This is a genomic window from Lujinxingia vulgaris (assembly GCF_007997015.1).
GTDB lineage: Bacteria > Myxococcota_A > Bradymonadia > Bradymonadales > Bradymonadaceae > Lujinxingia > Lujinxingia vulgaris.
In genome coordinates this window covers 800,770-823,698 of the sequence record NZ_VOSM01000002.1, presented here as the reverse complement: position 1 = coordinate 823,698, position 22,929 = coordinate 800,770, and the positions used below count along the sequence as shown (strand labels likewise).

The window sequence follows — 22,929 nt, the reverse complement described above, 5'->3', positions numbered from 1 at the left end:
GGCGCCCGCCCGACCTTCATTCGGACGAGAAGCGCGCCTCACGGGGCGGGGAATGCGACAGGTCGCGTGCCGGGTTCTCACCCGGCGCCCCCTCGGCCCCCCAGGACGAAGTTATGGCCCGATCCCGACGCTCATCCAAACGCTCCAAATCCCGTCGCTCCGGCGGCAGCCGCCTGGCTGGCCTCTTTAAATGGATGATGATCCTCGTCATCCTCGCCGGACTGGCAGGTGTGGCCGGACTGGCCGGGATCTTCTACTACTTCGGTCGCGACCTCCCCGAGATCCTCAAGCGGGAAGACTACAACCCGCCCCAGGTCTCGCAGGTCTTTGCGGCCGATGGCGAGCTCATCGCCGAGTTCCATAAACCTGGCGAGCGCCGCACGCTTGTGCCGCTGGACCGCATCCCCCCGGTGGTTCAGAACGCGTTTATGGCCGCCGAAGACGCCGAGTTCATGACGCACTCCGGCGTCGACTACGTTGGGCTCGTGCGCGCGGTCTACTACGCGCTGCGCTACGATCAAGGCATGCGCGGGACCTCGACCATCACGCAGCAGACCATCAAAAACCTCATGCTCACGCCCGAGCGCGCCTACGAGCGCAAGATCAAAGAGATGATCCTGGCGCGCGAGCTCGAGAAGAACCTCACCAAAGAAGACATCCTCTACCTCTACCTCAACACCATCTACCTGGGGCACGGCACCCACGGTGTTGAAGAAGCCTCACAGCATTACTTCGGCAAGAGCGTCAGCGATCTCAACGTCCAGGAAGCCGCGCTGCTCGCCGGCCTGACCTCTGGCCCCGAGGCCAACACCCCCTTCCGCAACATGGAAGGCGCCATGGCCCGACGCGCCTACGTGCTTCGCCAGCTCTGGGAAAAGGGCTTTATCGAAGAGGGCATCTACCGCGAAGCCGACGCCACCGAGATCGAGATCGTGCCCCGGTCCCAATCGAAGCCCCACCTGGGCAGCGCCCCTTACTTCGTCGAGCACATCCGCCGCGATCTCATTGAGCGCTACGGCGAAGAAAAGGTCTACACCGGCGGACTGCGCATCTACACCACCGTGGATCTCGACATGCAGATGGCCGCCGAGCGCGCTGCGCGCCAGGGACTGCGCACCTACGACCAGCGTCAGGGCTATTTCAAGCCCAAACGCCGCCTGGCCGAAGGCGACATCGCCAAACACATCGCTCGCCAGCACGAAGAACGCGGCGGAACCCTGCGGCCCTCCCAGGTCTATGAAGGTGTGGTCACCGGCGTCGACGCCGAAGAAGAACGCGTCGACCTGCAAATCGGCCAGGTCAAAGCCACGCTCGCCATCGATCCCCGCACCCGCATCCTTGGTGAAGGTCCCGAAGCAAAGACGGTCGAGGACGTCTTCGCTCGCGGCGACGTGCTCCGCGTTCAGCCGCTGGCCGAGGTTGGCCCCGAAAACACCGATCCGGTGCTCGTGCGTTTTGAAACCAGCGCCGAAGTCGCGCTCGTCGCCATCGATCCGACCACCCGCGAGGTTCGCGCGTTGGTGGGTGGCTACGACTTCAGCACCAACAAATACAACCACGCGCTGCAGGCCCGCCGGCAGACCGGCTCCTCTTTTAAAACACTCGTCTACGCCGCCGCCCTGGAGGCCAAGGTCATCACCCCTGCCACCATCTACCTCGACAGCCCGACCGTCTATCAGCTGCCCGGCGGCGAGAGCTGGTCTCCGCGCAACTCCGACGGGGAGTGGCGAGGCCCGATCAGCGTGCGCGAAGGCCTGGCAGCCAGCCGCAATGTCGTCTCGGTCCGCGTCCTCGACGATGTGACGCTTCCCAAAGCAATCGACTTCGCAAAACGCGTCGGCGTCAAAAGCCCGGTAGTCGACAACTACACCATGGTCATGGGCTCCAGTGAGATGCCGCCCATCGAGATCACCAACACGTACGCCACCTTCGCCGCGGGCGGTCAACTCGCCGAGCCCCGATACCTGCGACGCGTGGAGTCGGCGCGCGGCGATCGCGATCTCTTCCAGACCCACGCCGAGCCGGTGCTCGCCCCGGAGGTCGCCTACCTGACGACCTCATTGCTCCAGAGTGCGGTTGAAGGTTACGTCGACAGCAAAGGCAACCGCCGCGGCGGCACCGCCGGCGTGCTCAGGGCGGTCGGGCATCCGGTGGCCGCCAAGACCGGCACCACCAACGACAGCCGCGACGCCTGGCTGGTCGGCTACACCCCCGATCTGGTGGTGGGTGCCTGGGTGGGTTTTGGCGACAACCGCTCGTTGGGGGCTCGCCAATACGGCGGCACCGTCGCCGGCCCGATCTTCCGCGACTTCCTCATCGATGCTCTTGAAGATCGCGAAGAACCGCTGAACTTCGAGCCCCCGGTCACCGGCATCACCACTGCGCTTATCGACCCAATCTCCGGCAAACTCGCCCGCTCCGAAGATGAAGGCTACGAAGAGGTCTTCCTGGTCGGCACCGCGCCCACCGACTATGCGCCGCGCCAGGAAGAAGACTCTGGCGAGAGCTTCCTCTTTGAGCAGTTCCAGTGAGCCGCGCCTGGTCCTCACGATTCCAGCTCGGGTGCGAGCCCCTGCTCAAAACCACGCGCTGATCCAGCGCCAGGCGCGCGCGCTGCCAATCAATATCTCAAAAGCTGACACGCTCACCACGACGATCAGCACCCAGCGCACCCACCGGCCGGCATGAGGCCAGCGCACCATCATCCTCGCGCCCAGCCAACCGCCGGCGCCCTGGCCCAGCGCCACCACAAAGCCCACCACCCAGTTGACCTGCCCCTGGGCGATGAAGATCGGCAATGAGGCCAACGTAAAGACGCTCACCGTCACCAGCTTGAGCGCGTTAGCGCGCGCCACGTCTTTACCCAGCGCCATCACCATCGCCATCAAGAGCAGCACGCCCACGCCCGCCTGCAAAAAACCTCCCCAGGCCCCCACCGCGACCAGCAGCAGCGCGCGCGCCGGCGTAAAACCGCCTCGGCTCGCGTCGCCTCCCTGGCGCATCCAGCTCTGAGGCCGGACCAGCAACACCACGAGCATCGCCAGCATCACCCAGCCGATCACAAGCTCCAGCGCCTCGGGGGGCACCCGCACCGCCAGCGCTGCACCCGCGAGCGCGCCGATGCTGGTGGCTGCCAGGATCCAGCGGTTGCCGCGCAGCTCCACCTTTCCGGCGCGCGCCAGCGTCACGATGCCCACCACCGTCTGCACCATCACGCCCACCCGGTTGGTGCCGTTGGCCTCCCCCGCATCCAGGCCCAGCGCGAGCAACATCGGCAAGACCACCAGCGAGCCGCTGCCGGCCAGCGTGTTGATGAGCCCGGCCGCAAGCCCGGCCAACATCACAAGCGGCCACATCTCCAGGCTTAGCTCCATCGGCGCTCCTAACGTTGCAATCTTTTGCAGGTGAAATTTTTGGGCATCGTCGCGATCGGCATTACAACCAGAACGTCGGGCAACCGACGATCCCCCTCAACGCCCGGCCCGGGCTGCCACCCTGGCCGGACACGCTTCCCGAAGCCACGGACGGCAACAGGAGCAACGATGCGACAGATTCTCTGCACATTCAAAACGCCCGACGACTACTTCGAGCAGCTCAAGCGCTTCGATGAGCACTCTCGCCATGGCGACACCCTCGCCTTTCTGGGAGCCTTCGGGCTTCGAGATGGTGAAGTTGTGCGCGTGGGCATCGTCGTCGAGAGCTGTCAGCAACGCACCGATCTGCATATGCGTATCGTCGACCGACGCCCTTCCCGCGTCGGCGTCGAACGCGGCGCCCCCTGGCGCTACCAGGCCGTCGTAACCGCCGAGGATGCCATCTGGCTGCAGATGTTCTCCTCGAAGATGGTGACGCTCAAGCGCGTCGGCCACGTGGCGGCCTGACCCCACCGACTCGCCATCCGGCGTGGTCACCCCCAACACCCCACAAAAAAGCCCCCGGAGCGCCTACTCCGGGGGCTTTTTTACATCTGCGGCAGGGCCTTACTTACGCTTGCGCAGGCTGTGGTTGAGCTCCGCCTTACGCAAACGAATCGAGCTCGGGGTGATCTCGACGTACTCGTCGGCCTCGATGAACTCGATCGCCTTCTCCAGCGTCATCGACACGTGCGGCGAGAGAATCAGCGCATCATCACTGCCGGAGGAACGCATGTTGGAGAGCTGCTTCTTTTTGTTCGGGTTCACAACAAGGTCATTATCGCGGCTATGCAGACCGATGATCTGACCTTCGTAGACCGCCTCACCGGCGCCCACGAAGAGCGTGCCGCGGTCTTGCAGGTTGAAGAGCGCGTAGGCCGTGGTGTCACCACGCTCCAGCGCGATGAGCACGCCGTTACGCGAGCTCAACAGCTCACCGCGGAAGGGCTCATACCCGGCGAAGTTGGTGTACATGATGCCGGTGCCGCGCGTATCGGTGAGAAACTCGGAGCGGTAGCCAAAGAGGCCACGCGAAGGCACGCGGAACTCCAGACGTTGGGTGTTGTCGCTGTTCACATCCAGGCGCACCAACTCGCCCTTACGCTCACTGAGCTTCTGAATGACGGTGCCGGCGTAGTCCTGCTCGGTCTCAACGATCACCTCTTCGATCGGCTCGAGCTTCTTGCCATTCTCATCTTCGCGGTAGATGACCCGCGGCTGCGAGACCTGAAGCTCAAAGCCCTCGCGGCGCATCGTTTCAATGAGAATCGAGAGGTGAAGCTCACCGCGACCCGAGACGATAAACGCATCGTTATTCTCGGTCGGCTCAACCTTGAGCGCCACATTCTGCTCAAGCTCACGATCCAGACGCTCGCGAATCTGGCGGCTGGTCAAAAACTTGCCCTCCAGACCGGCAAAGGGCGAGTTGTTGATCATGAGCACCATCGAGACGGTGGGCTCATCGATGGCGATCATGGGAAGCGGGTTGACGGCGTCCGGCGCGCAGATCGTCTCACCGGGCAGAATCCCTTCCAGGCCGGCCACCGCCACGATGTCGCCCGCGCTGACTTCTTCGCGATCGACGCGGTCGAGCCCCTTGAAGCCAAAGAGCTTGGTGATGCGAGCGCTGACCTGCTCACCACCACGCTGGCAACGCACGACGCGGTCACCAATGCGCATCTTCCCGCTGAAGACGCGACCGATGGCCACGCGCCCGACGTACTCGTCGTACTTCAGCGTGGCGATCTGCATCTGCAGCGGCCCTTCCGGATCATCCTTGGGCGGCGCCACATGCTCAATGATCGCTTCGAGAAGCGGTCGCATGTCGGTCGACTCGTCCTCGAGCTCTTTCTTGGCAAAACCGGCAAGGCCCGATGCGTAGACCACCGGGAAGTCGAGCTGCTCGTCGTTGGCTTCCAGATCGCCGAAGAGATCGAAAACCATATCGAGCACCGCGTCGGGGCGCGCGTTGGGACGGTCAATCTTGTTGATGACCACCACAGGCTTGAGCCCCAGCTCCAGGGACTTGCGCAGCACGAACTTCGTCTGGGGCATCGGGCCCTCAAACGCATCGACGAGCAGCAGCACCGAGTCGACGAGCTTGAGCACGCGCTCAACCTCGCCACCGAAGTCGGCGTGGCCCGGGGTGTCGATGATGTTGATGCGGTAGTCTTCCCAGTCGATGGCCGTGCACTTGGCCACGATGGTAATGCCTCGTTCTTTTTCCAGGTCGTTGGAGTCCATCGCGCGCTCGGCCAACTCTCGGTGGCCGGCGATGGTGTTGCTTTGCTTGAGAAGCTCGTCGATGAGGGTGGTCTTGCCGTGGTCGACGTGCGCGACGATGGCGATGTTTCGAATATTGGTCATGTGTTCTGTGCCGGGAATGTCCAAAGGCTAAGTCAGCTCTCCGCCCTGGCCTCTCCGAGGCGGCGCTGGAACGGCAGCTCTTTGGACTTTCAGGGCACTTACACCACCTGAATTCCCAACTGCGGCCGCAGGGACAGATATTGCTCACTCACCGAATAGTCAATAAGAGACCGCATTCGACTTTCCAGTGAGCGCTGGCTGATGCAACGCGGCTCTTCCCTCAAACATGCCTCAGCCACCGAAAGGTCATCGCAAAAAATCAGCCCGATGCGGTTGGCGGTATCCTCAATCGCCTCCACCCAGGGGCCCAATGCGATCTCGTCGCGTCCCTGCAACATCTCCTCAATCACGCGCTTGAGCTTGCCCAGATCGTCGCCGCGGAAGGCGCGCTTCATCACCTTGAAGGCGTCCTCATTCTGGAAGCTGGCCGCGTAGTCGACCTCCGGCCGCACCAGCGCTACCGCGCGGTAGAGGAAGGCCTCAAGGTCCGACTGCGGGCGAATCGCCGCCAGATAAAAGGGATCGAGAAAGAGGAAGAGCTGCTTGGCGACCACAAACGCGATGTGCTTCTCGCGCGCCGAGACCAGCAGATCACCTCCGACGATGAGCCCCTCCGGGATCATCGCCCCGTTGACCAGCCCGACCTGATCATCTTTTCGCCACAGGTCGGGAAGTTCCACATAGCCGAGCGCGGCGCCGACATTTTTGTAAAAGTTGTTAAAGGCGACATTATCGCTGAGCTTAACTCGGTCGCGTCGTTTGAGCCCGTAGGTGCTGCGGGCCTCCCCGGTCCACTCCTGGAGCGGACCTTTCAGAAGGCGAAAACATTCGTTGAGCTCCGACTCCAGGCCGGGCGCGAAGATATAACGGCGCATCATCGCCGGGTTGATCTGCCCGCGAATCGGCTTGAGGATTTTTGAGTCAAAACGCTCCACAAAACCCAGCGCTTTAGCATCGAGGCGCACGCCGCTGGCGCGCAGCGCGCGGTAGACGCAATAGGCCTTGTCGACTTCTTTCTGGCGCAAAAAGACCTTACCCAGCCGGTCGAGCCACTGGCCGGGCTGCACGCCCGGGGTCTGTCCCATCGCACGCAGATGGGCGACGGCCGTCTCATAATGCTCCGGATGCTCCTCGGTCAGCTCCACGAGCTGCGATCGCAGACCGGCGTGGTCCGGAAGGTACGCCAGCGCCTGATTGAACGCGAAGATGGCGTCATCGGCGCGCTCGAGGTGGTCGCGGTACAGGTCGCCAAGCTTCTGCCAGAGCACGCCGAGCAGATTCGGGTCCACATCATCGCGCTCGGTGTTCGCAGCGATCACCTGGACGTAGGCCGCCTCAAGCTCCTCCCAATCCAGCGCGTCGACCAGAATCGAGGTCACCGACTTGAACGCATCGAGGCGAGTGGAGTCGTACTCCAGGGCCTTGCGGTAGCCAGCAAGGGCTTTCTCGGATTCCCAGAGCTCGGTGCGGGCCACATCGCTGGAGCGAATGAGGTATTCGGCTTTCTCCGGGTTGCTCTCCGCGATCACGCTCAGGGTGAAGTAGGCGCGGCAGACGCGGCGGAAGTCGCCCAGCTCGCGGGCGACCTCGGCGATGCGCTCGACGGCGTGGCGGTTCTGCGGCCACTGCGCCACGGCTTCTTCGAAGGTGTCGAGCCCGCGCTCGGGATCATTGAAGGTCTTAACCCAGTCGTCGCCCAGAGCAACCAGGGCCATGGAGCGGGCGCGATCATCGTCGAGGCCCTGAATCAACTTCAGCCGAGCCTCGACCACATCGGCCGGATCGCCCAGCTCGCCGACCGCGCGCAGAAGTCCGGTGAGCGCCTGTTTGTCTTCGGGGGCCTCGACCAGCGCCATCTCGAACGCGGCGCGGGCTTCTTTATGGTCGCCCATCGCCTCGCGCAGCGCGCCGATGCGATCGTAGAGCGCGGCGACCTCGCCGGCCTCCAGCCCCTGCTTGTGGTTGAGCAGCAACACCTGGGCGACCTGCAACGCCTCCTGATGCTCGCCACGGGCCTCCAGAAGTTCGGAGTACGTGGCGGCAACCTCCTGCTCACGCGGATCGATGGCGTAGGCCTTACCAAATGCCTCACAGGCGCGCTCGCTGTCGTTGAGCGCGACATAGACCTGCCCGAGCCAGCTGTAGAGCCAGAGGTTCTCATCGGCGTTGCGGATGGCGTCGGCCTGGCGAGCGATCTCTTCGAGGCGCAGTCGCGCCTTCTCGACGCTGCCCTGGGTGATCAGCGCCTCCACCTCGGCGCGATGCTGGGAGAGAGGTACCGGAGATGGGCCAAACTCAAGCCCACCTTGCTCGTGCTGCACTTCGACCATCGTCTACTCCCACACCGTTGAGGACCGCACCACATGGGGCTGAAGTTAAAATGGAGCCTCCAAGACCACCATTCTATGAGCCCCCGCCACCACGTCAACCGTCTGGCGAGCGCGCACCTCGCCATCCTGGCGTAGAGTGAGTTCATGGCGGCCGACGGGAAGCTCCAGCCGCTGGCGTGTGGCCTCACCGCGCGCGCGCCGACCGACGTAGAGTGTGCCCCAGGGAATCATGGTGACCTGCACGGTGCCCGTGCGCGGGTTGGCGCGCTCGATGGCCTCGGCGACCTTGATGGTCATTGCGGTGACCGTGCCTCCCCGGTCCAGCGCCGAGGTACGTGCGCCGGCTTCGGCGGCCGCAACCACCGACACCGCATAGGCTCGACCAAGATCAGCGCGGGCCGCCTGGAGCGTGGTGTCTTCCTCCACCTCTGCCGCGGCCGCCTCAATCGCCGCAGGCGCCGGCGCCTGGGCCACCGTCGCGGCCTGGGTGGCGCCGCCGTCTCGTCCCAGAAAGCCCGTGACAACCACGATGGCCACCAGCAGTACCGTCGCAGCAAGCACCGCGGCGATGGCAGGCCGGGCATGCGGACGCTTGATGAGGGGGCGTTTCTCGGTCTTTGTCGAGGGCGCCTCATTACGTTTAGCAAGCGCAAGCACCGCGGTGTCTTCGCGAGCCCCGGGTGCCTGAATGACACAGGGGTTGGAGCTCTCCTCCAGCGACGTCTCAGCAATCGCGTCGGTCGCAATGTCGATGACCATCGACGCGCCCACCTCCGAGGTGGTTGCACCGCCGCCGGCCTGCGAGAGCTCTCCGGCCCCACCCACCTCCTCGCCAGACTCCTCCGCCGGCGCTCCGGGCGAAGCGCCTCGCTCACCCACACCCACCTCCTCGCCAGACTCCTCCGCCGGCGCTCCGGGCGAAGCGCCGCGCTCACCCACACCCGCCGCCTCCCCGGCCGCCAGAAGGTTGCGCGTGGCCGCGGTGCGCTCCTGTCCGGTGTCCACCGCGTCGAGCACCCGGGTGTGGGCGGCGACAACCTGGGCGCTGAGCTGAGGCCAGTCCTCGGTGGTGCGCTGCCCGCTCTCCGAGGGGTCTTGAAGCGCGGTGTCGGGAGTGTCTCCCAGGGCGTCTCGGAGTGCGTCGACCATCGCCACGGTCGAGGGGTATCGATGTTTCGGAGCCTTCTCCAGAGCGCGCAGCAGCGCGTCCTCAAAGCTCTGACTTACCCGCAACTCCGGGCAGTAGGTGCGCAGCGGAAGCGCCCGCTCATTGATATGACGCAGCGCCGTCTCCATCGGCGTCGCCGCCGAGAAGGGGTTGCGGCCGGTCAACATTCGGTAGGCCACCACCGCCAGCGCGTACTGGTCGGAGCGCGCGTCGACCTCCCCGCCCAGAAGTTGCTCCGGCGCCATATATTGCGGCGTACCCACCAGGGTGCCGGTCTGGGTGAGCCCCTCGTCTTCGCCCGCACCGGTCAACGCTTTGGCGATGCCAAAATCGATAACTTTGACAAAGTCGCGCTGCCCGGCCCGCTCCACGAGCATGATGTTCTTCGGCTTAACATCGCGGTGCACAAGCCCCTGCTGGTGCGCGTCTTCCAGGCTGTGTGCAATCTGCGTGAGGATCCCCACCGCGCGCTGCGGCGCGATGGTCTGCTCCAGATCCAGCAGATCATCGAGGGTCTGGCCGTCGAGAAACTCCGTGACCAGAAAAAGAAACCCCGTCTCCTCATCGACCCCGAAGTCGTAGAGCACCAGCGTGTGCGGGTGGGTCAGGCGACTTGTCGCGCGCGCCTCCGCCCTGAAGCGCTCCTCCACGCAGTGATCATCGGCTCGCCCCGGCAAAAGCACCTTCACCGCACAGCGCCGATCGACCGAGAGCTGGCGCGCGTCAAAGACCGCACCATACCCCCCTTTTCCGATCATCTCTTTGAGCTCAAAACGTCCCGCGATCACGCGGCCATTCAAATCATCCAGTCGCATCGCACGTCCTCGTAAGGCCGGCCAGCGCATAGCGCTGCCCCGGTCCATCGCGTTTTCATCACGCGGCCGAGCCTACGACGAAACTTCCTCGCTCAGTCACAAACGACCTGTAGAGAAGTCCCCCTCACAGCGTGTGGACTTCCACTTCGTATGGTTTCAGTACGACTGAGTCTAACACGCGCGCGCATCGAATCAACCCGCGCCGGACGCGTTCAGCGCGGCACCTGGCGAGCCTTGATGACCCATCTCCCCAGCGTCACGCGCCGCGGCACAGTCCACTCCCCGACAAACTCTCCCGAGGCCCGCACCGCAGCCTCACCCAGCGCCACGCCACGCTCAAATCCATCGCTACCGGCGGGCACGAGCAGCACCTCCACACGCTGCGCATCCCCGCGCTGCACCCGTCCGCGCACGCGCAACGACGCGCCTCGCATCACCTGCCCGCTGGCCTCCAGAATCTCAATCGGTGGCAGCGCCGCCTCCATCGGCCGTGCCTCCTGCATGTTCTCGGGCGGGCTGGCGCGCTGTGCCTCCGGCGTGCCGGGCGTCGCCGTCGACGCCTCGCTGCTGGCCGCGTCACTCGGGGTGTTGGCCCCCTCATCAGAAACATCGCCCCCGGCAGCCTCACCGAGCGCGCCGCTGCTGTCGCCGCCCTCCAGTGCAATAATCTCATCAAGGTAGCGCTGCGGCTGCGGAAACCCGTCGCGCTCCCCGCCCCGATGCACCGAGTTGGCGCCCATATTCTGGTAGTTGAACCCGTCGGCGGCCCCTCCCAGATCGATGCGTCGCCACCCCTGCCCGGGCCACCTCACCTCCACAAAGGCGTGCGCCTCGTTGTAGACGTAGCGGCTCTCGATCCCGAGCGAACCGGCGCTCACCAGAAAGGCCAGCGCGCGGTGACGGCACACGCCCACCTGCAAGGTCGAGATCGCCTCGTAGCGGTCCCCGCCAACCTCATCCTGCGGAAAAGGACGCGCCTCAAAGTCGCGATAATAACCGACCAGAGCGTTGAGCGCCTCACCTGGCGAGAGCCCGCGATCGATGCCGCGCGTCCCCAGCACGCGCGCGGCGACCGCGCGCGCTTCGGCGTCGGGCAACACACGCTCAGGCGGTGCGAAACGCTCCCAGCTCACGTCCTCATCGAGCACGCCATCGAAGTAAAAGGCATCGACGGCAAGCTCCATATTGACGCGCACCACCCCGTCGACGTCACCGCGCAGATAGAAGTTATCTGCGCCATCGCGAAGCACCTCCACATCGACCAGCGGCTCGGCCAGGACCTGAACCACGCGCTGCCCCGGCGCCACGCTGGGGATGGGGTGGGCACGACCGGCCTCCATACGCACCAGAAAGCTCCCCCAGAATCGATCTTCGCCAGCACCGGCCGACGCTCCCCCGACCCGCACCGTCCGCAATGACGATGAGACGCGGCGCGTGCTGTAGATGCCATCACCCTGGCGCACCACACCGTCATGCGCCACACCTCGCTTCCAGGGCACCACGCTGGGCTCAAAACTCGCTTGATAATTAAGCGCGCTTACGCGGTCGGTATTCGTATCCAACGTGGCGCTCCCCGTCGCCGGGTCCAGACCGCCGTGCGGGGCCTCCAGTGGCGAGGGCGCCACCGGCCCATCCGCCGTCCAGAACCATTCCTGCGCGCCGGCTTCCACGCTCAAGCCCGGCTGCCCCTGCCCCTCCCAGGGGCTCGGCCCGGCACCGGCCTGCTGGCCCGACGCCACGCTCACCCCATCATCACTCTCACTCACGGCCTCAAAACGCTGCGCGTCGAGGTGGCGGTGCAACACCTGGTCGCCGCGACGCGACTCCTGGGCCCAGAGCAGCGCCGGCAACGCCAGCACCACCGCGGCCGCTGTCCCCCTTATGCGCCATCGCCACCTTTGAGCCTTATCTCGTCGCACACCGTCTCCCACGCGTCCCCTCACCGGGGCGTACCTTACGCAGCATTGGTCAGCTCATGCCGACGGATGCTCATCACAGGCATCACCGGCTACGCTCGGGGCCGCAGGCGCAACATCCACGCGGGTCTCAAAACGCCATCAAGGCGTGGGCACACCGGTGGTCGTCAGCAACGCCTTGAGGTCTTCATCATCAAAGCGAATCCCGGCCCCGATGAAGTAATCTCGCCGGTCGGGGTTGATCACGTCGTCAATGCCGCCCGAGATGTAGGCAAACTCCAGAAAGCGGTAGGTGCCGTAGGCTCGCAGGCGAGGATTCTCGGCGGCGCTGAAGTCAAAGAGGTCGGTCTGAACTTCCAGCCGCCTGTCGGGGAACAGCCCCACGGTCGCCCCGATTCCGCCGGTGCTCTCGATGATCCCGAAACGCCCGCCCAGGCGCAGCCAGTCCGACGCCTGGAAAGAGCGGCCCAGCACAAGGCTGAACTTAAACTCATCGGTCGTAGTGGTGCGCGTCTCCTGGTAGAGCGCGTCATCCACGGAGGGGTCGGTCGTATTGACCCGCTCGGTCACCACCGAGGTGGAGCCGCGAAAGTCATCGACAAACTCAAACATGTAATACTTGTCTTCGTTGGGCTCCAGCCGCAGCCCGAACACGTTTTTGAGCTGCTGATTCTGAAGGTGGTACTCGCTGCGCAGCTCCACAATCGTGCGCAGGCGCGTCACCCGTCCTAAGAAGTCGCCGGCATCATCGAGGATCTGCTCGGTGCGGTAGGCGATCGTGGGGTTGTTGATGAGCTCCCCGACGGTCCCCTCACCTTCATTGATCTTCTCGGTGATGTCCTGAACGTTCTGCAGACTGTAGTTGAGCGAGTCCAACGTGCGCTGCAGCCTTGCCAGCGTGCCCTGCATCGTACCCAGGCCCGCCTGCACATCGGTGGTGGACTGCCCGATGATGTAGCGCACCTCCTGCACAATCGCCTCGGTATCCCGAAGAATCGTGTCGATGGACTCCGACCCCCGCGCAGTCAAAAAGCTGATGTCGCGGCCGATATTGGAGGCGTCGGTCACCAGCTGGTCGAGCTTGACGCTGTTGGTGGCAACGAACTGATTGAGCGTCGCCAGCACGTTCTGCATATCGTCGAGCATCTGCTGGATGCTGCGCTGGGCGTCTTCGCCTCCAAACACCGTGGCCAGCGAGTTGGTTACCTGCTGAATATCTTTGGTGATGTCGTTGAGGCGCTCAAAGAGTTCATCGGGCCCCACATCTTTGATGATGTTGCGGATCGGGTCGCCGTTCTCCAGCACCCGCCCCTCAGTGCCCGGGGTCAGCTCCAGATAATAGTCGCCAATGAGGCTGGCCTGACGCTTGGCGAGCGCCGCGCCGTTGGTGTCGAGCCCGTCGGGGTTGAGCTGCCCCTCGTAGAGCACCACATCGCCCCGCACCGACACTTCCACCCGGGCGCGGCTGCCATCGAGGCGAATCGCATCGATCGTGCCCACCGGGATGCCCGCCATCTGAATGCGCGACTTCACCGCCAGACCGGTCACGTCGTCAAAGTGGGCGTAATAGCGCCTGGCCTCCTCGGCATCCATGTCCATATCGCCGCTGAGCAGCGTCACCATCACGACGGTGGCGGCCACCCCGGCGATCACCAGCAGCCCCACCTTAAAAGGCGTCATTACATCGGCTAACTTCATCGCGTTACCGCCTCTATCCGAGCCATCTTCTTTACCACCGACTTCAAAGTGACCACATCGACACGGTCAACGCGTAGTCTACCAGCAAAATAGAAATACTGCTGGTCACCACCGACGAGGTCGTCGCCTCACCCACACCCTTGGCCCCACCCGAGGCGTAGAACCCCTTGTAACACCCCACAAGCCCGATGATCAGCCCGAAGCTCGCCGCCTTGATGGTGCTGAACAGAAAATCCTGAGCGGTGATAAAGCGCGTGATGTGGTGCAGGAAGATCCCCGGGTCGGAGTTCATCACCTCCACCGACAGCAAATACGCCGCGCCGATGCCCACGAAGTTAAAGAGCATGTTGAGCACCGGCACCATCAGCGTGGTGGCGAGAATGCGCGGCATCACCAGGTACTGAATGGGGTTGACGGCCATCACCGCCATCGCGTCGATCTGCTCGGTCACCCGCATCGTACCAAGCTCGGTGGTCATCGCGCTGCCGGTGCGGCCGGCGACCATCAGCCCGGTAAACACCGGCCCGAGCTCGCGCAGAAGACTGATCGCAACGGTCGCCCCCACCAACGTCTCGGCATTAAACATCCGAAACGCCATATCGGACTGGTACGCCAGCACCAGCCCCGCAAAAAGACCGGTGAGCAGCACGATAAAGAGGCTCCCCACCCCCACCGACTCAAAGCTCTGAAAAACGACGCGCACACGAAATGGTGGTCGAAACATCCACACGACGGCCGAGACCAGCATCGTCGTCAGCTGACCGATCTCTTCGATCGCCCCGATGACCTTCTCCCCCACTCTTTCAATACCGCGCTTCAGCATCGCGCTCTTTCACATCGTGGAGAGCCCCTTAGCGAGCGCCCCTTACCAACACCATCGTAAAGCGAACTATCAGGGAGGGCTTACCACAGCGCGGGTGTCGTGGTCACTTCCAACCGCCCTGGCTTGAGCGCGCACGGCGATGTCAGCGTCGCCGCATCAGCACCGTCACCTTGAGGGCATCGGCCTCGGCGGGAAGATCCTCACGCGCGGCCAGCTCCCCGACACGCTCGCGGATGCAACCCTGAAGCGTGGGTCGCTGCAGGGTGTCGAGCAGCACCTGCGCTCCCTGCTCCGAGCCATCAAGAGCCATCTTCAGCACCACCGCCCCCTGGAGTGAGCGGTTCTCGGCAAGCGCACGCACGTAGCAGGGGTAAACTGCACGCTCCACACGCCCTCGCCAGGTGGCGTCTTCTTGCGCGGTGGTCTCATCTTCCAGCGGGGCCTCATCGGCCCACCACATCAGGTCACTGACCTCTACCTCCGGCGCGGCGCGCTCACCACGCGCCTGCCCGGCGCTGGCCAGCGCGCGCTGCTGAAGATGCCACTGGTGACCAAATTCGGTGCGGTAGGTGGCCAGCACACCCTCGCTGGCGTCGACCAGCTCGGCACGCAGAAGATCGCCCTCCACCACGCGCTGCCCCTCTTCACCCTCGCCACAGAACGCCCGCTCATAGTCGTCATGGGCGGCCAGCAACACCTCCACGCGCAGAAACACCTCCCCCATCGCCGCGCGTGTCATCACGTCCTCAACCTGATCCTCGTCAACCTCGAAGTAGAGCACGCATTCGTTGCGAAAACGCAGCGTATCGCTCGCGCCAACCACCGGGTGGTAGCGAAAACCACTCACGCTGAGCAGCCCGCTGACCCGATCATAGCCCAGCGACGACGCATCGACCCCGTAGATGTCGAGCTCATAGAGCCGGTGCACAATCTCGCGCCGCTCCTGATAATAGTGGGTATGCGCCTCGTCCGGGCAGCGCCCTTCCCCGCGCGCCTCGCCAGGGTCGGCGGCCTCGGTCTGGAGCTCCTCGGCAGCCGCCTCCTTAAGCGTGGCATCCTGCGGCATCTGCGGTGCGCTGTACGCGCAGATCGCGTCAAGCTCGGACTGCTCGGTCAGCCGCGCCGGCTCCTCCGCGCTCACCGCCGGGCATAAGGCCATCACCAGCATCCCGCACATCATAAGCGTCGTGGAAGCGCTGCTCATAACAGGGCCTCAATGAGCTGGCGAACTTCGGGGCGAGTCCAGTCGTAATCGCCGACGAAGCGGGCGATGACCGTGCCGTCGCGATCGATGATGTAGGTCTCCGGGATCATCTCGGTGCCGTAGAGGCGACTGACCTGATTCTCGGAGTCCAGCAGCACCGTCATCGCGCTGCGCTGGCCGGGCAGAAATTCCTGCATAAACCCGTCCACCTCGCCCCATTCCGCGTCGAGGCTTACCGCCACCATCACCATGCCCTGGTCGCGGTACTGGCGCACCAGCGCCTCCATCGAGGGCATCTCTTTTCGGCAGGGCTCACAAAAACTCGCCCAGAAGTTCAAAAAGACGACCTGCCCCTGATAGCGCGAGAGGTTGTGCATCTGCCCCTGGCGGTCGGGCAGCTCAAAGCCCGGCGCGGCCCGGTCGACCCACTGACCTTCCAGGGCCACCACCGCGTCCACAAGGCCCGGATCGCGATAAAAATACCACGATGAGCCGCCCACTCCGGCGATCAGCGCCACGAGCGCTGCCACAATGATCCATCGTAATTGTCGGTCGAACATGGGGTCCTGCTCATGGGGGTTACCAGCGGTCGCGCAACGCGCGCAGGCAGCGAAACACCGCCTCGTCTTCATCGTCGGACTGCGCCCGGGCAGCCTCAATCGCCTCCCCGTAGCGCGACGAAAGCGCCTGACGCAAGCCCGGATCCGCAAGTCGCATAAAGGGGTTATAAGACCGCTCCACGCCCAGCGTGCTGACGAAGCGCTCGCGGGGCTTAAGAGCCTTCGCCTGCTCTAACACCGCCTTCGCCTCGCGATGTTCCGGCTCAATCGAGAGAATGAACTCACAGTTTCGCTCCGTGTAGTCATGCCCCGGGTAAAAGAGCGTGGCATCGGGCAGCGTCCCGAGCACCTCATGAAAGGTCGCAAAATGAGTACCCAGGTCGCCGCCGGCGCGGCAGTGGCCGGCCCCTCCGGAGAAGATCACATCCCCGCTGAAGAGGTGCTCGTCGATCAGAAGGCTCACATGCCCTTCGGTGTGTCCGGGCGTATCGAGAACCTGCAACTCGAGCTCGCCCACGCGTAGCGTTTCGCCGCCCCGCATCTCAACCTCGACCCCGCCGCGAGGCGTGGAGGAAAACTGCCCGTCGATGCGCGCGCGGTCACCCGCAGGCCCGACCACCTGAGCCTCGGGAAACGCCTTTAGCACTCCCGCATTGCCGGCCACATGGTCGGGGTGCCAGTGGGTATTGATCACCCACTGCAGATCCCACCCCAGCTCGCGGATCCGCGCGACCGCCGCGTCGACATCCACCGGGTCGATCAACGCCGCGCGCCCGTGGCTGTCGGCCAACGCGTAGAAGTAGTTGTCGCTCACAGTGCTTGCGATCGTCTCAATCCGTACCGTCATCATCATCTCCCTGATTGGAGGTCCGCCAGGCATTTCCCGCGCCTATTCACGCGCCGGGCCCGCTTCTATCGAGGCTTCTCACTCGTCCGTGTTTTGGTCACGAGCATCTTCCACGGCAACCCCCGCGCGATGAAGTTCGCGTTTGAGGCTCGCATACCAGCGCCCCCAACCTTCCCGCGCCACAAGCGTGAGCGCGACGCCCTCGCGCCCTCCCAGCCCCGCGGCCAGGGCCGCCGCCAGCCCTCGCGGCGAAGGTGCCCATCGCGAAGGATGCCACATCACGCAATGAACCTCGGGCGTGGGAACGTCGCGCGCCACAAAACGCAGCACGAGCGCCAACTCGTCAAGGCTCAGCGGCCGATGCCACCATAAATCCCCCACTCTCCCCGGCGGCCGCTCGCTGCCCGGTGAGAACCAGATCACAAGCTCCGCCCTCCGCGTTTGCGCCGCAGCACTCAGGACAACCGCTTTCGGTCGACGATCCCGACGGTGCCCTCCCCAGATCCTACGCATCACACCTCGCATCGCTTTCCCCTTGATAAGATTGAACTTCTTGCAGTCTCCCCTGGCCAGCACAGCGCACACGAGGGCCACCGCCCCGACCACACCCTGTTATCGCTAGAATTCGCAACCTTTTGCGTCGGGGTCCCAGACCCCCGCTTCGGTGGCCGGTAAAGAGGGACTTAGTTGCAAAGTTTTTTTGCGTTGTGTTAACGTCTCCCCGACTCCATAAACGCCCGCGCGGGGCGCGCTCACACGCGCTCAAGCCCCGTTCGAGCACCCCACTCCCGGCCTACCATGAAGAACGTCTCGACGCTCCGACGCGCTCGCCAGGCTCCCGGCCTGACCGCGCTCGCCCTCCTTCTTCTGTGCAGCACATCGACCGGCTGCATGATGGATTTCGACGGCTTCACCGCGGGTGAAACCGGCCTGCTCGACGACACCGACCTCCCCGGAGACACCGGCACCGACGTCGGCGCGGATGTCGACAGCGACAGCGACATCGACGCCGAAGATCCCGACGGTGGCGACACTGACGTGCCCCCGGGCGATGGCGAGCCGGGAAGCGTCTGCGCGAGCGACGATGAGTGCGCCGGCAATGGGGTCTGCCGCAGCAACGTTTGCCTGACGCCCTGCGATTTCAGCGACGAAGATGCCTGCTCCACAGGGTTCTTCTGCTCGGAGGTCGGCGCCGAGAACCTCTGCGTGCCCTCGTGCGATGATCGCCAGAGCTGCGACGCCCACAATGTGGGCCGCGACGATTTGAGCTGTGTGTACCTGCAGCAATCTGGCCTGGCCGCCGGCAACAGCGACGTCCGACTCGATCGCGCCTGCCTTGTCGACAGCGACGATGACGGCGTCACCGACGCCATCGACAACTGTCCTGATGACGTCAACCCGACCCAGCTCGACAGCAACGGCGACGGGCTGGGCGACGCCTGCAGCGACGAGCCCACCTGTCACCCCGACGCTACAGACGGCCTGATCATCTACCCGCGCGTCGCCCTGCCCCCGGGCCAACTCAGCGTGCCGCAGGCGATCTACGATCGTCAGCTTGTCCTGCTGAGCAACAGCGACGATCCGACCCGTGCCTCGACCGCAGCCGTGCTCGACCGCGCAGCGAGCACCTGGAGCGAGTACGCCGACCTTGCTTACGCGGGCGTCTCCCGCTCGGTGACCCAGGTCGGCGGGCGCTACACGCTGATCAGCCCGGGCCACAGCCCCCTCTCGGATCGCAAGTCCGGCAGCTGGCTCACGGTGATGCCCGATGGCGCCTTCGGCCCGGAGACGCCCTTCGGCGCCAACCTCAGCACAATGAGCGCAATGATGATGCCCTCTGGCGTTGTCGTCGGCCTGGGCACCACCCCGGACAGCAGCTCTCTTTTCCTCCTTCAAATCCAGCGCGATGGTCGCGTGAGCCTCACGGGCTCGGTCTCCGACCTCGACGCCAGCGCGCCTTACCAGGTGATCCCCACGCCTTACGATCGTGCGGTGATCGCCCAATTCGACAGCGCTACGCGCGAGGTGAGCACGGCCGGGATCTCCCCGAACGGCGGCACCTCATCGGTCACTCGCACCACGATCCCCTCCACCTGGCCGGCCGTTCCGGTGGTCGGCGAGGAAGACCTCGCCGAAGACATCTCGAACTTCGATCCCATCGCCTTCCCGGCAGCTGCCGACCAGCTCTACATCTTCGATCGCAACAACGGCCGCGCCGCGAAGATCAACGGGTCGAGCTTCCAGCGTCGGGCGGACTACGACATCCCCGAGCTCTTTGAGGGGCTGACCGGCGTGCAGGTTTACGTCCTGCCCCGCGCGCTAGGGCTGGGCGTCGTGGGCCGCCCCGAAGATGCGCCGGACCAGATTGAGGTGCGCGAGCTCTACTTCAGCTGCCACCCGATCACCGCGGCGATCGATGCCGACGAAGACGGCGTGGGCGACCTCCTCGACAACTGCCCCACCAGCGCCAACGCCGATCAGCTGGACCTCGACGGCAACGGATTTGGTGATGTGTGCGACGACGACATCGACGGCGACCGCATCATCAACGGCTCCGATGTGCTCATCATCCCCGGCGAAGATGGCGCCGACCCGCAGACCATCGACATGTCGATGGACGCCGATAACGACGGCACCCCCGACGGCGATGACCCTGACACCGACGGTGATGGCATCGCCGACCGCTACGATCCCTTCCCCCGGGACTCGTCGAACAACGGCCTCAAAAACACCTGGACCGGCGACGCCGATGCCGACGGATCGCCCGACGGCAGCGAGCGCGGACTCGACTCCAACCCCTTCCTGCCCCTGGACACCCCGTCGGCACGCGAGATCATCTTCATGACTGAAGGCGATGACGGCACCCGCACCCTGCACCGCGCTCCCACGGCCGACGCCTCGGCTGCAGCAGCGCTGGACATCCCTGCCACCATCAACCCCCACGGTCTGCGCGTCAGCCCCAGCGGCCGCTTCGTGAGCTTTCTGACCGACGCCCCCGGCCAGACCGAGTCCTTCGGGGTCTACGATCTGGTCAACGACACCTTCCTCTTTGAGCGAAATGTCGGCGCCGCATTGCGCTCGATCAACATTGTCGAAGATGGTGTCGACGCCCCCGGCAGCTACGTCGCCACCCAGCAGGCGTTTGGTGACACCGGCCGCTGGCGCATCTCCCAGATCCGCATCGACCCGGACGTGGACGTGACCACCGTCTTCTCGGGCATCGACCACATCTGGGAGTCCTCGCAGAGCGGGAGCATCCTGATCTTCAACGCCTACGACAGCGACTGCCGCGAGTGCGCGCTGACCTACGGCATCGACCTGAGCGCGGAGTCGCCTCAACCTGTGCTGCTCAACGCCATCCCGGCCGGCGCACAGGGCCTGCATCACCCGGCCAGCGCCTCGCGCTTCGTCACAACCTGGCAGGACGATGAGGGCGCAACGGTCGTCGGTGAGTTCAGCTTCAGCGGCACCTACTTCTCGTATACCTTCGGGCCTGTGACGCTGCCCGGGCGTTTTGAAGATATCAACGCCGCGAGCATCAACCGCACGTCCCCCCGACAGCTCGTCTTCGCCGCCAGTGGCGATGACAACCCCGCGATGCTCTGGGTCAACTCCCCCAACGCCTTGCTCCCCAAACTGCGCTATCTACCCGCCGGGGCCTTCGACGACCCGGTCGTCGAGCTGCAACTCGCCCCTTAAGGGCGCTTCGATGCGCCCGATCGCGCCCTCGCTGCCTTTGGCCCCACGCCGCCCCTGTGGTAAGAAGCAGCGAGGGTTCTCCCGCCGGCCGACCGGCATAAGCTGGCCGCTTTAAAGGGAGCGCTCTCCAGGTTCGGTCACCGCGCAAAGGGATGGTCCGTTTATGGCTGCTAAGTTCCCCCAAAAGTTCGGCCCCTACACGCTGCACCAGCTGGTGGCGCGCGGCGGCATGGCCGAGATCTATCGGGCAACCATGCCGGGCATCGGCGGATTTGAAAAAACCGTCGCCATCAAAAAGATCCTGCCTCACCTGGCCGAAAACGATGAGTTCATCACGATGCTCATCGACGAGGCCAACATCATCGTCAGCATCAACCACTTCAACATCGCGCAGGTCTACGACCTGGGATGCATCGACGACACCTATTACATCGCCATGGAGTACATCCACGGCGTCGACCTGGCCCACATCATCAAGGGCATGGCCCGCCGCGGCCAGACCGTGCCGGTGCCCCACGCCGTCTACATCGGCTCGAGCATCTGCGCCGGCCTGCACGTCGCCCACTCCAAGACCGACGAGCAGGGCAACCCGCTCAAGATCGTGCACCGCGACGTCAGCCCCCACAACGTGCTCTTAAGCTACGCGGGCGACGTCAAAATCATCGACTTCGGCGTGGCCAAGGCCGCTGTCAAAGAGAGCCACACCCAGCACGGCGTCATCAAAGGCAAGCTCCTCTACATGGCGCCCGAGCAGGCCAACACCAGCGACATCGACGGCCGCGCCGACCTCTTCGCCGCCGGTATTATCATCTACAAGATGCTCACCAATCGCCTGCCCTTTGAAGGCGACAATGAGTTTCAGATCTACAACAACATCATGTCCAAGGAGATCACCCCTCCGCGCATCCTCAACCCGCAGGTGCCCGAGGTCGTCGATCAAGTCGTGATGAAGTTGCTGGAGCGCGATCCCGACAAGCGCTACCAGGACGGCTACTCCGCAAAGCAAGATCTCGATCGGGCGCTCCACCAGGTTGCGCCGGGCTACACCGTCAACCGCCTCAGCCGCTTCATCGACGAGAACTTCTCGCCAGGAGCCGAAGAAGCGCGTCCGGCCAGCGGCCCGGGCATGATCGCGCCGCACACCCCGGCCGGCGTCTCCCTGAACACCGGCCAGCACGCCTCAGCCGACCCCTCGGTGGCGGCCGGCGCCGAAGATGAACGCGACACCGTCGACGTGGGCGCGCCGGCCTTCCACGCACAGATGGCCGCCCACCAGGCCCAGGCGGGCTTCTCGCAGCCGATGCGCGCGACCACCAGCGCCGCCGACACCGGGGAGTTCCCCGCCGCCGGCGGCCCGGCAGCGCCGGCGCAGGCAGCCCCGGCAAAGGCGGGCAAAAAGATCCCTCCGGCAGCCATCGCCGCCGCCGTGATGAGTCTTGTGGTCGTGATCTTGCTGGTGCTCGTCGTCATGAACGGCGGACAGGAATCGCAGGCCCCCGACCCGCGCAGCGCCATCCCCGCCGACGCCATCGTGCGCGCCGACGACAGCGCGGCGACCGAAAACACCCCCGAAACTTCCCCGGAAGCAGTCGCTCCCGAAGCGATCGCGACCCTGCGCATGACCACCATCCCGGAGGGGGCCCGCGTCTTCCAGGATGGCGAACTCATCGGCATCACCCCGATTACACTGGAGCTCCCCGTCTCCGATGAGACCTCGCTCTACGAGCTCAAACTCGAGGGTTACGAGGAGGTCGGCTTTCGCTATGCCCCCCGCGAAGACAACGACGTCGATCTAGAGCTGACCGCCCTCAGCGACGCCGGCGACGAGGCATCTTCCGACGAAGTTGCCGCGGCCAACGATCCGGAGCCTGAACCCGAGCCCGAGCCTCAGCCCCGGCGAAAGGAGCGGCGGCGCGAGGTCGAACCCGAACCGCAGGTCGAGCCGGAGCCTGAACCCGAGCCCGAGCCTCAGCGCGATCCGCCGCCTCGCCCCAAAAAGAAGAAAGAGAAGGCCCCCGAGCCTGAGCCCGAACCCGAGCGCGACGACATCATCGACCCCTTCGCGTTTTAATCTTCCGCGTCTTTGCAA

The 22,929-nt window shown here is 64.7% G+C and carries 15 protein-coding genes; 4 read left to right on the top strand and 11 right to left on the bottom strand.

Annotated elements, in window-relative coordinates; translation table 11 throughout:
* The first annotated feature begins 113 nt into the window (after window positions 1-113).
* The gene (locus FRC98_RS06850; RefSeq protein ID WP_146980531.1) at window positions 114-2,531 is read left to right on the top strand and encodes a penicillin-binding protein 1A; all 2,418 of its coding nucleotides are present in this window, start codon (window positions 114-116) and stop codon (window positions 2,529-2,531) included.
* Window positions 2,532-2,576: 45 nt separating this feature from the next.
* On the opposite strand, the gene FRC98_RS06845 is transcribed toward FRC98_RS06850, so the two are convergent.
* Window positions 2,577-3,374 carry a sulfite exporter TauE/SafE family protein gene (locus tag FRC98_RS06845; protein ID WP_146980530.1) on the bottom strand — a complete coding sequence of 266 codons (798 nt, stop codon included), beginning with the start codon at window positions 3,372-3,374 and terminating at the stop codon, window positions 2,577-2,579.
* Window positions 3,375-3,542: 168 nt separating this feature from the next.
* On the opposite strand from FRC98_RS06845, the gene FRC98_RS06840 reads away from it, so the two are divergent.
* On the top strand, window positions 3,543-3,881 hold the full coding sequence (locus FRC98_RS06840; RefSeq protein ID WP_146980529.1) for a hypothetical protein: 339 nt from the start codon (window positions 3,543-3,545) through the stop codon (window positions 3,879-3,881).
* A 99-nt stretch (window positions 3,882-3,980) separates the two neighbouring features.
* Here the strand turns inward: FRC98_RS06840 and typA are convergent, their stop codons facing one another.
* The 10 genes from typA to FRC98_RS06790 all read right to left on the bottom strand — a co-directional run bounded on the left by typA (window position 3,981) and on the right by FRC98_RS06790 (window position 17,564).
* Complete coding sequence (typA, locus tag FRC98_RS06835) at window positions 3,981-5,780, bottom strand: translational GTPase TypA (RefSeq protein WP_146980528.1); 1,800 nt, start codon at window positions 5,778-5,780, stop codon at window positions 3,981-3,983.
* A 98-nt stretch (window positions 5,781-5,878) separates the two neighbouring features.
* Window positions 5,879-8,110: a tetratricopeptide repeat protein gene (locus tag FRC98_RS06830; RefSeq protein ID WP_146980527.1), complete on the bottom strand. Its 2,232-nt coding sequence runs from the start codon at window positions 8,108-8,110 to the stop codon at window positions 5,879-5,881.
* Between the two features lie 45 nt (window positions 8,111-8,155).
* The gene (locus tag FRC98_RS06825) at window positions 8,156-10,093 is read right to left on the bottom strand and encodes a serine/threonine-protein kinase (protein ID WP_230467358.1); all 1,938 of its coding nucleotides are present in this window, start codon (window positions 10,091-10,093) and stop codon (window positions 8,156-8,158) included.
* Between the two features lie 212 nt (window positions 10,094-10,305).
* Window positions 10,306-12,012, bottom strand: a complete 1,707-nt coding sequence (locus tag FRC98_RS06820; RefSeq protein ID WP_146980525.1) for a transglutaminase-like domain-containing protein — start codon at window positions 12,010-12,012, stop codon at window positions 10,306-10,308.
* A gap of 138 nt (window positions 12,013-12,150) precedes the next feature.
* Window positions 12,151-13,707 carry an MlaD family protein gene (locus FRC98_RS06815; protein WP_146980524.1) on the bottom strand — a complete coding sequence of 519 codons (1,557 nt, stop codon included), beginning with the start codon at window positions 13,705-13,707 and terminating at the stop codon, window positions 12,151-12,153.
* A gap of 43 nt (window positions 13,708-13,750) precedes the next feature.
* Entirely contained in the window at window positions 13,751-14,530 is a 780-nt protein-coding gene (locus FRC98_RS06810; RefSeq protein WP_146980523.1) for an MlaE family ABC transporter permease, read from the bottom strand.
* 142 nt (window positions 14,531-14,672) lie between these two features.
* On the bottom strand, window positions 14,673-15,734 hold the full coding sequence (locus FRC98_RS06805; protein ID WP_146980522.1) for a hypothetical protein: 1,062 nt from the start codon (window positions 15,732-15,734) through the stop codon (window positions 14,673-14,675).
* Window positions 15,731-16,294: a peroxiredoxin family protein gene (locus FRC98_RS06800; protein WP_230467357.1), complete on the bottom strand. Its 564-nt coding sequence runs from the start codon at window positions 16,292-16,294 to the stop codon at window positions 15,731-15,733. Before FRC98_RS06800 ends, FRC98_RS06805 begins: the two co-directional genes overlap by 4 nt.
* 19 nt (window positions 16,295-16,313) lie before the next feature.
* A complete protein-coding gene (locus tag FRC98_RS06795) occupies window positions 16,314-17,141 on the bottom strand; it encodes an MBL fold metallo-hydrolase (protein WP_230467356.1) in 828 nt (275 codons plus the stop codon).
* Between the two features lie 78 nt (window positions 17,142-17,219).
* The gene (locus tag FRC98_RS06790) at window positions 17,220-17,564 is read right to left on the bottom strand and encodes a hypothetical protein (protein WP_146980519.1); all 345 of its coding nucleotides are present in this window, start codon (window positions 17,562-17,564) and stop codon (window positions 17,220-17,222) included.
* 375 nt (window positions 17,565-17,939) lie between these two features.
* Between FRC98_RS06790 and FRC98_RS22165 the strand changes: the two genes are divergently transcribed.
* Together FRC98_RS22165 and FRC98_RS06780 are read left to right on the top strand one after the other, a co-directional pair.
* Complete coding sequence (locus tag FRC98_RS22165) at window positions 17,940-20,840, top strand: thrombospondin type 3 repeat-containing protein (protein ID WP_146980518.1); 2,901 nt, start codon at window positions 17,940-17,942, stop codon at window positions 20,838-20,840.
* Between the two features lie 163 nt (window positions 20,841-21,003).
* Window positions 21,004-22,911, top strand: a complete 1,908-nt coding sequence (locus FRC98_RS06780; RefSeq protein WP_146980517.1) for a serine/threonine-protein kinase — start codon at window positions 21,004-21,006, stop codon at window positions 22,909-22,911.
* Window positions 22,912-22,929 lie beyond the last annotated feature (18 nt).